At 52.3% G+C, this 13495-nt stretch carries 13 protein-coding genes; 7 read left to right on the forward strand and 6 right to left on the reverse strand.

Annotation, left to right across the window (positions count from 1 at the left end; genetic code table 11):
- Positions 1 to 246 precede the first annotated feature (246 nt).
- From paaZ to JLG71_RS15095, 3 genes are all read left to right on the forward strand, one after another.
- Positions 247 to 2292, forward strand: coding sequence for a phenylacetic acid degradation bifunctional protein PaaZ (gene paaZ / locus JLG71_RS15085; protein ID WP_200913569.1), 2046 nt, complete (start codon positions 247 to 249; stop codon positions 2290 to 2292).
- Positions 2293 to 2482: 190 nt separating this feature from the next.
- Complete coding sequence (gene tynA / locus JLG71_RS15090) at positions 2483 to 4741, forward strand: primary-amine oxidase (RefSeq protein WP_200913571.1); 2259 nt, start codon at positions 2483 to 2485, stop codon at positions 4739 to 4741.
- A gap of 176 nt (positions 4742 to 4917) precedes the next feature.
- Positions 4918 to 5250 (forward strand): cupin domain-containing protein, encoded by a 333-nt coding sequence (locus JLG71_RS15095; protein WP_116280038.1) that lies wholly within the window; start codon positions 4918 to 4920, stop codon positions 5248 to 5250.
- Positions 5251 to 5305: 55 nt separating this feature from the next.
- On the opposite strand, the gene gcvA is transcribed toward JLG71_RS15095, so the two are convergent.
- Positions 5306 to 6208 carry a transcriptional regulator GcvA gene (gene gcvA, locus JLG71_RS15100; RefSeq protein ID WP_224394310.1) on the reverse strand — a complete coding sequence of 301 codons (903 nt, stop codon included), beginning with the start codon at positions 6206 to 6208 and terminating at the stop codon, positions 5306 to 5308.
- A 115-nt stretch (positions 6209 to 6323) separates the two neighbouring features.
- Between gcvA and JLG71_RS15105 the strand changes: the two genes are divergently transcribed.
- Together JLG71_RS15105 and JLG71_RS15110 are read left to right on the forward strand one after the other, a co-directional pair.
- Entirely contained in the window at positions 6324 to 6650 is a 327-nt protein-coding gene (locus JLG71_RS15105) for a gamma-glutamylcyclotransferase family protein (protein ID WP_046877266.1), read from the forward strand.
- 354 nt (positions 6651 to 7004) lie between these two features.
- The gene (locus JLG71_RS15110; protein ID WP_046877265.1) at positions 7005 to 7658 is read left to right on the forward strand and encodes a LysE family translocator; all 654 of its coding nucleotides are present in this window, start codon (positions 7005 to 7007) and stop codon (positions 7656 to 7658) included.
- 194 nt (positions 7659 to 7852) lie between these two features.
- On the opposite strand, the gene JLG71_RS15115 is transcribed toward JLG71_RS15110, so the two are convergent.
- Complete coding sequence (locus JLG71_RS15115; protein ID WP_048263569.1) at positions 7853 to 8278, reverse strand: VOC family protein; 426 nt, start codon at positions 8276 to 8278, stop codon at positions 7853 to 7855.
- Positions 8279 to 8448: 170 nt separating this feature from the next.
- Positions 8449 to 9312 (reverse strand): alpha/beta hydrolase family protein, encoded by an 864-nt coding sequence (locus JLG71_RS15120; RefSeq protein ID WP_200913573.1) that lies wholly within the window; start codon positions 9310 to 9312, stop codon positions 8449 to 8451.
- A 308-nt stretch (positions 9313 to 9620) separates the two neighbouring features.
- On the opposite strand from JLG71_RS15120, the gene JLG71_RS15125 reads away from it, so the two are divergent.
- Positions 9621 to 9848: a DUF1272 domain-containing protein gene (locus tag JLG71_RS15125; protein ID WP_071846104.1), complete on the forward strand. Its 228-nt coding sequence runs from the start codon at positions 9621 to 9623 to the stop codon at positions 9846 to 9848.
- A gap of 47 nt (positions 9849 to 9895) precedes the next feature.
- Here the strand turns inward: JLG71_RS15125 and JLG71_RS15130 are convergent, their stop codons facing one another.
- Entirely contained in the window at positions 9896 to 10771 is an 876-nt protein-coding gene (locus JLG71_RS15130; protein ID WP_200913575.1) for a LysR family transcriptional regulator, read from the reverse strand.
- Between the two features lie 120 nt (positions 10772 to 10891).
- Here JLG71_RS15130 and gstA point away from each other — a divergent pair, with 120 nt between their 5' ends.
- Positions 10892 to 11497 carry a glutathione transferase GstA gene (gene gstA / locus JLG71_RS15135; protein WP_116280034.1) on the forward strand — a complete coding sequence of 202 codons (606 nt, stop codon included), beginning with the start codon at positions 10892 to 10894 and terminating at the stop codon, positions 11495 to 11497.
- A 548-nt stretch (positions 11498 to 12045) separates the two neighbouring features.
- Here gstA and JLG71_RS15140 read toward each other — a convergent pair.
- Both JLG71_RS15140 and JLG71_RS15145 read right to left on the reverse strand, forming a co-directional pair.
- A complete protein-coding gene (locus JLG71_RS15140; RefSeq protein WP_224237065.1) occupies positions 12046 to 12891 on the reverse strand; it encodes a 3D domain-containing protein in 846 nt (281 codons plus the stop codon).
- A 37-nt stretch (positions 12892 to 12928) separates the two neighbouring features.
- Positions 12929 to 13462: a hypothetical protein gene (locus JLG71_RS15145; RefSeq protein WP_048263564.1), complete on the reverse strand. Its 534-nt coding sequence runs from the start codon at positions 13460 to 13462 to the stop codon at positions 12929 to 12931.
- Between the last annotated feature and the right edge of the window lie 33 nt (positions 13463 to 13495).

Here is a 13495-nt window from a genome sequence, read left to right on the forward strand (position 1 = left end):
ATTTTCGAATCACTTTGTTTTATAAAAGTTACATTCAGGTTAAATAAAACCACAAATTTTGTTTGTTCTTTTTGTGATAGCGACCGCAAAAGCTTTTGTAAAAACCCTTATTAACAAGATATTAAGTGCATAACGCAGATCATCACCGATCACAATGTTAATAAATTATTAAATGCGAGCTTGATTTTTATGATTCACCAAAGAACTATTTATAGATATTTCACGTAACACATCTGGAGATGAACCATGCAGCAGTTAGCCAGCTACTTGTCCGGCGCGTGGCAGACCGGCCGGGGCCACGCGCGTACCATCCATCACGCCATCAGCGGCGAAGCGCTATGGGAAGTCACCAGCGCGGGTCTGGATATGGCGCAGGCACGACGCTTCGCGATTGAGCGCGGCGGCAAAGCGCTGGGGGCGATGACCTTTATTGAGCGCAGCGCGATGCTGAAGGCGCTCGCCAGATATTTGCTGGAGCACAAGGCAGAGCTGTACGCGATCTCCGCCGAAACCGGCGCCACCCGCGCCGATAGCTGGGTAGATATCGAAGGGGGCATTGGCACCCTTTTCACCTACGCCGGTCTCGGCAGCCGCGAGCTGCCGGACGATACCCTGTGGCCGGAAGATGAGCCGATCCCGCTGTCAAAACAGGGAGGCTTCGCCGCCCGCCACGTGCTCACGTCAAAATCCGGCGTGGCGGTGCATATCAACGCCTTTAACTTCCCCTGCTGGGGCATGCTGGAAAAGCTGGCGCCCACCTGGCTTGCCGGTATGCCGGCCATCATCAAACCGGCTACCGCCACCGCGCAGCTGACGCAGGCGATGGTCAAAATGATTGTTGATAGCGGGCTGGTGCCGGAGGGGGCAATCAGCCTGATCTGCGGCGGCGTGGGCGATCTGCTCGACCATCTCGATAGCCAGGACGTTGTCACCTTTACCGGCTCGGCCCGTACCGGACAGCAGCTGCGGGTGCATCCCAACCTGGTCGCGAAGTCCATTCCCTTCACCATGGAAGCGGATTCGCTGAACTGCTGCGTACTCGGTGACGACGTCACGCCGGCGCAGCCGGAGTTCGCGCTATTTATTCGCGAAGTGGTACGCGAGATGACGGCGAAGGCCGGGCAAAAGTGCACCGCCATCCGGCGTATTATCGTGCCGCAGGCGCAGGTGAAAGCGGTGAGCGACGCGCTGATTGCGCGCCTGCAAAAAGTGGTGGTCGGCGACCCGGCGCAGGAAGGCGTGAAGATGGGCGCGCTGGTGAACCACGAACAGCGTCAGGACGTGCAGGATAACGTCAACCGTCTGGTGGCCGCCGGATGTGACGTGCTGCTGGGGGGCCAGGCCGATTTCAGCGCCGCTGGCGCCTTCTTCCCGCCAACGCTGCTGTACTGCCCGCAGCCGGACGAAACCCCGGCGGTACACGCTATTGAAGCGTTTGGTCCCGTCGCCACCCTGATGCCGTATCAGAACGTTGAGCACGCCATGACCCTGGCGCGGGCCGGCGAAGGTAGCCTGGCCGGAACCCTGGTGACCGCCAGCGGCGAACTGGCGCGGGCGTTTATTCTCGGCGCCGCCCGCGCCCACGGGCGTATTCAGATACTGAACGAAGAGTCTTCCGCAGAGTCCACCGGCCACGGCTCCCCGCTGCCGCAGCTGGTACACGGCGGCCCGGGGCGCGCCGGCGGCGGCGAAGAGCTGGGCGGCCTGCGGGCGGTGAAGCACTATATGCAGCGCACCGCAGTTCAGGGCAGCCCGACGATGCTCGCCGCCATTGGCCAGCAGTGGGTGCGCGGCGCGCAGGTGGTGGAAGACCGCATTCACCCGTTCCGTAAATATTTCGAGGAGATCCAGCCGGGCGACAGCCTGCTGACGCCGCGCCGCACCCTGACCGAGGCGGATATCGTCAACTTCGCCTGCCTGAGCGGAGATCACTTTTACGCTCATATGGATAAGATTGCCGCCGCGGAGTCGATTTTCGGCGAGCGCGTGGTGCACGGCTATTTCCTGATTTCCGCCGCTGCCGGGCTATTTGTTGACGCCGGGGTCGGCCCGGTGATCGCCAACTACGGAATGGAAAATCTGCGCTTTATCGAGCCGGTGAAGCCGGGGGATACCATCCAGGTACGCCTGACCTGCAAACGCAAAACGGTGAAACGCCAGCGCAGCGCGGAGGAGAAAGCGACCGGCGTCGTCGAGTGGGCGGTAGAGATTTTTAACCAGCACCAGCAGGCGGTCGCGCTCTACTCCATCCTGACCCTGGTGGCCCGCCAGCAGGGGGATTTTGCGGAGTAAATATTAGAAACTCGCCCATCTTTATCGCCATCTTCATGCCTCTGCGGAGGCATTTTTTGTAACTGGCAAAACTGACAAACAACCTGGCAAAAGCAGGCAAACGCCTCGGCGCTGACCGCTGTTAGGTTAACGATACACAAGCCGACATTCGCAGCGGCACTGCACAACACAACAATAAGGTGAGGTCTCAATGGCGATTCTTTCTCCCCGCAAAACGGCTCTGGCGTTGGCTGTCGCTCTGTTTTGCGCCTGGCAAAGCCCGGCGTTCGCCCACGGCGGCGAAGCCCATATGGTCCCGATGGACAAAACCCTTCAGGATTTTGGCGCGGACCTTCAGTGGGATGACTACGCGCAGATGTTTACCCTGATTAAAGACGGCGCTTACGTAAAGGTAAAACCGGGGGCGAAAACGGTCATCGTCAATGGTAAAACCCTGGAGCTGCAGGTGCCGGTAGTGATGAAAGACGGCAAAGCGTGGGTTTCTGACACTTTTATCAACGACGTGTTTCAGTCCGGTCTTGACCAGACCTTCCAGGTGGAAAAACGCCCGCATCCGCTGAACTCGCTGTCAGCGGCGGAAATCAGCGCAGCGGTCGCTATCGTTAAAGCCGCGGCGGATTTCAAACCCAATACCCGATTCACCGAGATCTCCCTGCGCGAGCCGGATAAAAAAGCGGTGTGGGATTTTTCCCTCAACGGTACGCCGGTCAACGCCCCGCGCGCTGCCGACGTGATCATGCTCGACGGCAAGCACGTTATTGAGGCGGTGGTGGATTTACAGAATAAAAAAGTGCTTTCATGGACACCGATTAAAGACGCCCACGGCATGGTGCTGCTGGATGATTTCGCCAGCGTGCAGAACATCATCAACGCCAGCAGCGAATTTGCCGAAGTGTTAAAAAAGCACGGCATCGACGACCCGAGCAAGGTGATTACCACCCCGCTGACCGTCGGCTACTTCGACGGCAAAGATGGCCTCAAGCAGGACGCGCGGCTGCTGAAAGTGGTCAGCTATCTTGACGTTGGCGACGGTAACTACTGGGCGCATCCGATTGAAAACCTGGTAGCGGTGGTCGACCTTGAGCAGAAGAAGATCATCAAAATCGAAGAGGGGCCGACGATCCCGGTACCTATGGCAGCCCGCCCCTATGACGGGCGCGACCGCGTTGCGCCAAAGATTAAACCGCTGGATATCATTGAGCCAGAGGGCAAAAACTACACCATTACCGGTGATATGATCCACTGGCAAAACTGGGATTTCCACCTGCGCATGAACTCCCGCGTTGGGCCGATTCTCTCCACCGTGACATATAACGATAACGGCAAGAAACGTCAGGTGATGTATGAAGGTTCGCTGGGCGGGATGATCGTCCCCTACGGCGACCCGGACGTGGGCTGGTATTTTAAAGCCTATCTCGATTCCGGCGACTACGGTATGGGCACCCTGACCTCACCTATCGTCCGCGGTAAAGACGCGCCGTCTAACGCGGTCCTGCTGGATGAAACCATCGCCGACTATACCGGCACGCCCACGACCATCCCGCGCGCAATCGCCATCTTCGAACGCTACGCCGGGCCGGAGTATAAGCATCAGGAGATGGGCAAGCCGAACGTCAGTACCGAGCGCCGCGAGCTGGTGGTGCGCTGGATCAGCACCGTCGGCAACTACGACTATATTTTTGACTGGGTATTCCACGAAAACGGCACCATCGGCATTGATGCCGGGGCGACCGGCATCGAAGCGGTGAAAGGCGTGCAGGCGAAGACCATGCACGATCCGAGCGCCAAAGAGGACACCCGCTACGGCACGCTGATTGACCATAATATTGTCGGCACCACCCACCAGCATATTTACAACTTCCGCCTCGATCTAGACGTTGACGGCGAGAACAACACGCTGGTGGCCATGGACCCGGAAGTGAAGCCGAATACCGCCGGCGGTCCGCGTACCAGCACCATGCAGATCAATCAGTACACGATTGATAGCGAGCAGAAAGCGGCACAGAAATTTGACCCGGGCACCATCCGTCTGCTGAGCAATACCACGAAAGAAAACCGGATGGGTAACCCGGTGTCGTATCAGATTATCCCCTACGCGGGCGGCACGCATCCGGTCGCCACCGGGGCAAAATTCGCGCCTGATGAGTGGATTTACCATCGTCTGAGCTTTATGGATAAGCAGCTGTGGGTCACCCGCTATCATCCCACCGAGCGCTTCCCGGAAGGCAAGTACCCTAACCGTTCGATTCACGACACCGGCCTCGGCCAGTACGCGAAAGATGACGAGTCGCTGGACAACCATGATGACGTGGTGTGGATCACCACCGGCACCACCCACGTGGCCCGCGCCGAGGAGTGGCCGATTATGCCGACCGAGTGGGCGCACGCGCTGCTGAAACCGTGGAACTTCTTTGACGAGACGCCGACGCTGGGCGAGAAGAAACAATAGGCACGTCACGGCCTCAGCGATGGGGCCGTTTTTATTTATCCGCGGTCAATGCACATGCAGCGGGCAGCAGGACCGGTATAGCCTGTTTTTCAACTTCTTTTGCCATATATGTTAGATGTCGGCGATTAACTTATATGGCATAAAAGCAGGCAACGAATATCAATGAGAATGGCTTTATGTCGCTTTACGATCTCAGAACCGAAGCGCAGGCATTGCCGGCGTCCTGGCGCTCCCGGATCTTAGGCCGCGTTGGGGCAACGAATCTCAAAGTCCTGCGCATGGATGCCCACTCTGTCGCTGAGGAGGTACATGAATATGACGAGGGATTACTGGTTATAGACGGACGTCTGGAACTGAGCGTGCAGGAGAAAAAAATCTCCGTCGCGCCCGGCCAGCTTTATATAGCCAAAGCGGGAATTCCTCATACGGTAGAATCAGGCAGCTTTGGCACCCTGGTGATTATAGATTTACCAGACAGCGATTTCAGCGGCGCATCCCCTGCTGATTAAGTGAAATGTGCGATAGACAGCGTTGTGCCAAAAGCGGATTTTTTTAGACAGCCATTCAATCTTTCAGCGAGCTCAATTCTTCAGCGAGCCATTGTCTTAGAATGCTTATTTTAAATGAGTCCTGATTATCTGAACGGTAGACTAAATCGTACCCCCGCTCAGCCTTAAGTTTGAACTGTGGAAACGGAACAACAAGCCTTCCAGCAGCGACATCATCTGCAATCAGAACGCTGCGTCCCAGAGCAACGCCTTCGCCACGTATAGCCGCCTCAGTCGCCATGCTGCCAAGAGTCCATAAGGGCCCCTGCTGGCAGCTAAAATTTTTTTCTCCGGCCATCTCAAACCATGCCTTCCAGTTCGCCTGCATTCTGTACTCATGCAGAAGAACGCAATTTAAAAGTCCCTTAATCTCTGTCAGACCATTATGTTTCTCAAGAAAATCTGGGCTACAGGCAGGAGTGACTGTTTCATCGAACATACGTTCAGACGAAACATCTCGATAATTGCCAAGGCCGTAACGAATGGCAGCATCTACCTGACCATCATTAAGATCCACATTAACGTCAGTAACATCCAGCTCAATTTCAAATTCAGGATATCTCTGCCTGAACCGGCTTAAACGCGGTGCTAACCACTTACTGGCAAATGAAACCGTTGTACTTATTCGTAAACTTTTTATCAGGTTTCTTCCTCGCAGACGCTCGGACTCCCGCATTAAATCACTCAAAAGACGGGTAACCAGTTGGTGAAATTCAGCCCCTTGCTCCGTCAGAATTATCTGCCGCGTCAGCCTGAAAAATAGCTTTAACCCCAGATGCTCTTCGAGCTTCCGGATTTGCCGGCTTATCGCGCCATGCGTAACGTGCAACTCCGCTGCCGCCAGCGTCATGCTTGAGAGGCGGGCTGTGGCTTCAAAAGCGCGCAGAGTTTGCAATGGGGGAAGGCGATCGAACATCATACGCGTGATAATAATTCACGCGTGTTGTGAGAACAAATGATTTGTCAGGCCAGAGTCCAAAAATCAAAATTAACAAAAGAACATTATTATTTTCATAGCGATACCTGGAGGAATAATGGAAAGTTTATTTGTTTACGGGACACTCGGACCTGGCCGGCCTAATGCTCATATTCTTGAAAATATCGGGGGAACATGGCAGGAAGGCCACGTTGGGGGTTCTTTATTAGAGAAAGGCTGGGGTGCAGAGATGGGTTATCCGGGAATTGTACTGGATGACTCAGGTCATCGTGTACCGGGTTTTCTTTTCAAGTCAGAGAATTTACATAATCACTGGCACCTACTCGATGAGTTCGAAGGTTCTGAGTATGAACGGGTTCCTGTAGAGGTAACCACATCGAACGGTCAGACAGTGCAATCATGTCTCTATATGCTCAAAGCATAAACTGTTAGCGGCTGGTCCTGGTTCAGGTCGAGATTTTTAACTGTGTCTGTTAACAAATAAAGGTGACTGTCGGCCGGTTACAGGTAATCTGACGATGTCAGCAAGCCAGTTCATATATGGCTGATTGAACGACCAATGATGCTAAAACGCTCTACAGGTTCTAATACAGAGAATAAATCATCCTTGAATGCATCATGCACAAATCTTTAGCCCTATCTATGTCCGCTTCTCACTCATAGCGGACCTTTGCACTTGTCCGTTTCGTGCCGTAGGCGGACGTTGCAGTATCTTCCACTTTCGGCTCGCATCAGTCTGAGGTAACGTAGCAGAAATTTTTTTCCGGACTCAACCACGATGCCTTCCATCGAAACGTTTATGACTTTCCTTCTCGCGCTGACGCTTCTGGAAATTTCTCCGGGGCCAGACATGATGCTGACCATCGCCAGAGGAGTCGGTCAGGGAAGACGTATTGCACTGCTTACGGTTCTGGGCAATGTCTTTGTCGCAGGTTTTGTGCAAGTTTCTTTTCTTGTTCTTGGGCTGGTGACCGTTGTGCATGCCTGGCCAGTTGCGCTGGATCTGCTAAGGTGGGCTGGTGCGGCTTATCTGATGTGGCTGGGCATAAAAATGATAGCGACTTCAGGCACAGATACTCGGCTGCGAAAAACCGCAATAATTTCTGACTGGAATGCGGTTAAGGAAGGTGCCCTGAACAGCCTGACGAACCCAAAATCCCTGCTGTTCATGTTTGCTTTTCTTCCTCAGTTTATCGATCCCGCCGCGGGTCCTGTCTGGCTGCAATTGCTTGTTCTGGGGAGTATCCAAAAGCTGGCAGGAATTGTTTCCCTGGGGTCAGTCGCAATGGCATCAGGGACATTTGGAAACTGGCTACGTAAACACCCAGGCTTTATCAAATGGCAGGAACGATTTACAGGCGTTGTCATGATAGGCCTTGGTATCCGCATGTTGTTTAGCGGGTCTGGTGTAGTCTCGAAATCTGCCCGGTAAGTTTTACCGAAACAGTAAACCCAGTGTCCGCCTCTCGCTCATAGCAGACCTCGCGACGCTTCAGACGGTCCGCTTTGTGCCGGGAGCGGACTGTGCAAGCCGAAGACGATATTGAGTGTCTTTGCCGGAAATGCCGCCTTTCACCGCTAAGCGTTATAAACGCTCAAAACCCTAAAATGTGATAAGTGAAGCCACTATTCTTCATCTACGAACTTATCTGCTTCAGGAGAATAATGCTGACAAACGCATGCCAGCTTATGCCCGTCAGGATCGCGCAGATAGGCAACATAAAAGTCGGGGCCGTATGCGGTTCGTGTCCCTGGCTCGCCTTCATTCTCCCCTCCCGCAAGGAGGCCTGCTGCATGAAACCGCCTGACAAGGTCAGCGCTGTCTGCACGGAATGCGAACATTGTCCCGTTTCCCGCCGTTGCGGGATGCCGGTCAAAAGGAGGACAAATACAGAAGTTGAATACCTCATGTGGGTTATTTTCATCCCCCCACATTGCCCAGCTTTCTGTCCAGGCTGGCAGTCGTGAGTAGCCAAGAACTTTAAAAATAGCCTCATAAAAGTCCACGGAGCGCTGAAAGTCATTTGTACCTATAGTGATATAAGCCAGCATCTTAGTGCATCCTCTTCGCCCTTTTTTGAACAGACATGATATCTCTCTGAGTCGCGATGAACTATTTCCCCGGATGCGCCTGTTGCCGCTTTGAAACCTGAGCACCGACGGTTACGGCATAGCATGCCCTGTTAATCTCTTCGACTATAAGAAAAATAGCCGGAAAGACATTATCCCTGGGGTTGACACTGGCTTGCCAGCCAGCGACCGACTTCAGGCCATATTTTTTCCGCACATCGGGTACGAAAAAAGCCCATGTGGCCGACCGCCGGAATACCATAATCCGCGTGCCGGATCTCGCGGCGTTCAATTTTTGCGTTTTCCACCGGCGCCAACAGGCGCGTAATCGCTGCAGAATTAGCCCAGGGATCGTCATCAAAACCGAGTACCAGAAGGGGTAACGTGACTTCGCTTGCCCGTCGGCGCGCATCCCAGGCGCGATCGTCATAAAAATAGTCGGGCATGGCACTCCAGCGCCCCCATTGCAGCATGACGGGCGCGGGTAAATCTTCCCCCAGCCCGAGGCGTCTGGCAGGCATATAGCCAAAGGTACGACACAGAACCGGCGCCAGAATACGTAATAAAAACCAGACTCTGAGCTTTTCCTGCGTTTGTTGAATTGTGCGGGTGACGCCAGCGTGCGAAGCAACAAGAACCGCCGCATGCAGCGACCGGGTGGCCGTCGAAAGCAGAATAGCGTGCCCGCCAACGCTGTGCCCTACCGCCATCAGCAGAAGATTGGGGAAACGCAGCTTTGCCCAGGCGGTAACGCAGCCGACATCCTGCTCGATCCAGTCAGACATTGAGACATGACAGTGTTGCAGCGTGCCTGACCTGGAATGACCTATCCCCCGATAGTCGTAGGTCAGAACATTGAATCCCATTGCGTAAAGGTACTCAGCGAAGTCCTTGTAAAACGCCTGTGATACCGCGGTGGCAGGATGGAGGATCACCAGCGCTTTAGCATCGTTTCTCTCCCATACTGTGGCAGCCAGAACATCCCCCTGCTTTACAGGGATTGTTATCAGGTTCATAAAAGATATCCGCCCACGTGGTCATACCAGTTAAATAATTTTAACTGTAGCCGCCACGGGCAAATCTGGCGATGTTTTTATTCCTCTATTAACGTCCTCTTCTCGCGCTGCACAGGCTCAGCGGTCTTTTCCCCCAACCACCAGCGCCAGAAGCGGTTGGTACTGATAAGCCACTCAATCTCTTGCTTTTTTTCGACCTGTCGATCATGCTCATCTCGTGCAGATTAAGCGCAGCGGTTCGAATACGGGACAGGCAGATGCCCCTCGCGCGCTCATGACGCCCCTTTATTTAATAGCAGGAGATCACCATGCTTGAACTTCGCCCTAATTGTGAATGCTGTGATAACGATCTGCCGCCAGAATCAACAAGCGCGTACATCTGTTCATTCGAATGCACCTTTTGCGTTGACTGCGTGACTCAGCGGCTGCAAGGCCGGTGCCCGAACTGTGGGGGAGAGCTGGTGCGCCGCCCAATACGCCCCGAATCAGCCCTCCTTCGGCATCCCGCCTCCAGCCTGCGCCGATATAAACAATAAGCCGGTTTGTCACTTATCGCTGACGATCCGGTTCGCCGCGTGCCCGCTCATCCTCGTTTACGTAGCGCGTTAAGTAGCGCCTGTGTTGCGCCGGAAGACGTTCCGGATGACGAACAGACCAGCCGAAACTCACGGTGTATGGCAGGCGTCACTGGCACCACGCACAGATTGCGCAACGCCTCTGGCAGGGCTGATTCAGGTACAATGGCGACGCCCATCCCTTCCGCGACCAGCTTACAGGCGCTAATCCAGTCGCGTACCGTCACGCGTATATCAGAAAGTTGCAGGCCCGCCTTTTCCATGAGGCTTTTGCCATTAACGGCGCATCCGCCTGTCGCCAGAATAAAGGGCTGGTCTGCCAGCGCCTTTAGCGTTATGCCACACGTCCTGGCATGGTGTGCCAGCCGATGAGTGGCTGGCAGTACCGCTACCCATGCATCCTGCCCTAATACAACGTCTGCACGGCCGGGTTCGGGATTCATGACTACCCCCAGCTCAACGGTATCTGCGGCCAGCCACTCCTCGACCTCCTCGTCCGAGCCTTCCAGGATGACGACGTCAATACCCGGATGCAGGCGCTTAAAGTCCCGCAGCAGTCCAGGCAACAAGGTGGACGTCACTGATGGAAAGCTGGCCAGGCGAATGCGCCCGCGATTTAAACCCCGGCTCTCATCGGCCAGTTCGCGGATGGCATTCAGCTGCGAAAGCATGTTTCTTGCGTGTTCAACAACCTGCCCGCCCAGCGCGGTCACGCCGATATATCGTCGCTCACGTATAAATACCGAAAATCCCAGTGAAGACTCTAGCTGGGCGATTGCCTGGCTGGCGCCGGACTGAGTCATTCCTATCTCCTCTGCGGCGCGCGAGATGTTGCCGGCATCCGCCACGGCCACCAGTAAGCGCCAATGTAGAAGGTTCATCATGATTATCAGTAGCTCATCTAATAGTTGGTTTCTTTATCATTAATTTTACAGCTCATTCCGCGTCAAATACAGTGAGTTCAGGACGTCCCCCGACGGCTTTTCACCTTTAACGGAGACAAAATGAAACTCTATTACGCCCCGGATACCTGTTCGTTATCGCCGCACATTGTGCTGCGCGAACTGCAACTTGAGTTTGAACTGGTTAGAGTCAACAACAGAAGCAAGATCACCGCTGATGGTCGCGACTTCCGCGCCATTAACCCTAAAGGTTATGTCGCGGCCCTTGAGCTCGATGATGGTCAGATACTCACTGAGGGCCCGGCCATCGTGCAGTACCTCGCCGATCTAAAACCAGAACACGGCCTGGCGCCGCGTGCGGACAGCTGGGCTCGGGTGCGTCTGCAGGAATGGCTTAACTTTATCACCAGTGAAATACACGCTGGCTCGGCACCGTTGTTCAACTCCGCGCTGCCCAAAGAGGTCAGAGCGATTTTTCGTGAGAAGCTGTTCCGACAGTTCGATTTCCTTCAGGCGACTCTCAACGAAAAAACCTATCTGACTGGCCCATCCTTCAGCGTGGCTGATGCCTACCTTTTCACTGTGCTGGGCTGGTGTAAATTCTTCTCAATCCCACTGGAGCGCTGGCCTGCGCTATTGGCGTACAGGGAAACGATCAATGCCCGTCCTGCGGTACAGGCCGCATTACTGGCCGAGGCGTCGCTTTAAGGTTGGTAATCGCTGATTGCGGGACACCGCTTTTGAGTATCTGCAAAATGGAAAGTCCGCTCCTCGTCCAGGGCGGATTGCGCGTCCGATGGCCGTCTGCTACGTGCCAGGAGCGGACATTGCTAATAGCATCCAGGCAATCAACGGGGAACAGATAAAATGTAATTAGTTGTACGATTCATAGAGACTTCTCAACTATAATTGTTGTAGGTACCATTTTATTGGGGATGCATACTTCATATTCACCACTATCGCCTTCCTTACAGCTAAAAATGGTATTGTTATCTGCCATCCAGCCCATCAAAACCCTGTAATACCATTGAATTTTTTATGAAGGGCTTCTTTTATCATGTGAGAAGTCGATTATTTATGGGCATGGCATTATATTCGTGTTCAGAAGGGCAATCTGTTCCGTTCGGGACTGAAGGTACAGCCTATTAGGACAGGAGGTTGGCAATGAATCATTTTATTATCGAGTTCCGTGACCACCTAACTGGTCGCTACATGAGAAAAAATATTTACACAAAATGGTTTTGAAACTCGACAAATCACTCTTTTAAATGGTATTGTTTAAATCTATTCTTTATGCTTTGATCATTAATCACCTTCGCATCAATTAAACGCAAATCGTCTTTCGTACTAATCGTTACTTGTTTGCTCAAACATTTAGAATCAAACCCACAGAATACATCTATCAGCTTCCCTTTTACTACGTCTCTAGCTCCTCGATCACCAGCGAAGAAATATCCATCGTGCTTTACCACCTTACCAGAGGGCAAAGTAATATTCTGGCCCCTGGCTTTCTCTATGTAAATAACCTCCCCATGCTTAATATATAATGGGTCAGTGGCAATTGTCCTGTAAGGAACTAAGAACCAGTCGTTCACACCTTTTCCGTACTTAGCATTCGTAATTTTATACCTCGTATCCCCATCTATATCTCTACTTCCATTTACAATGTAATCTGTGCACCGAACATGATACTTACTCTCACGTTTGAAATCATGGTAATTAAGAATCACAGGTTTACCATTAAAAGTTGTAGAAATAGATCCTTCAATTGCACCGAGACACCAGTAATAAGGACTCACGCGATCACTTACAGGGTTACCTTTCATATCACGATATGGAATACTATCTTCTGCAATGCTAGGTGGTACGATTTGGTCGTAGTAACGCGTGGCCGCAACACGTATAGTACCTTCAATCTGTGAATTTGTAGGCGGCGGCAAATCAAACAGATAACGGCTATCCTTATCGTTTATAGGTTCAAACGTCATAGGATTTTTTTTCGAAGTTAATTCACTATTCGCGCTTAATAAAAATGATATACTACTTAAAGATAACAAGATAAAAACATAAACTGTCACATGTCGTGCCGTTAATACACTCATATTTCCTCCTAGGGTTGATTTAATAAACAGGAGTAAGTTATTTTATTTCAGATGATAAACAAGATGCAGCCAACCTTGATGCTATGCCATAAATTTTCTTAGGATCTTCTGAATTCAGCGCTTCTACTGACGCTTGCTGTATTTGCCTCGCAATACCTTCCTTTTGAGATAAATAATAGCTTGTACCCAATGGGCCTTTTTCTGCATTTCCTAATGTCATACTTGCTAACCCTGAAACTCCAGCGGCAATGGCTCCAACAACAACTGCACTTCCTGAAGTCGCAAGAACCGCTCCAGTCAGACCAGCTACGCCACCAAGTCCACCGAGAATTAACTTAGCCTGCTCAGCATTTTTATATCCTATTTCATAATTATTATGAATCAACCGGCATCGGTTACTAGCTAAAATAAAATCCTCCCATGCGGCGGCATACTCTTTTTTATTTTGGTCATTAGCATCCTTTAACTGCGTGGGATAATTCACTAATGAAATAGTATCAGGGACAGGTACGCGCTTATAGAAACATCCATTGAGGAAAAATAGAAAAATCAGATAGGAATAATGTTTCATTTAAAATAATTCCTGTGACACTCTATTTTTAAT

Origin of the sequence: Klebsiella michiganensis (assembly GCF_015139575.1) — a bacterium.
GTDB classification, from domain to species: domain Bacteria; phylum Pseudomonadota; class Gammaproteobacteria; order Enterobacterales; family Enterobacteriaceae; genus Klebsiella; species Klebsiella michiganensis.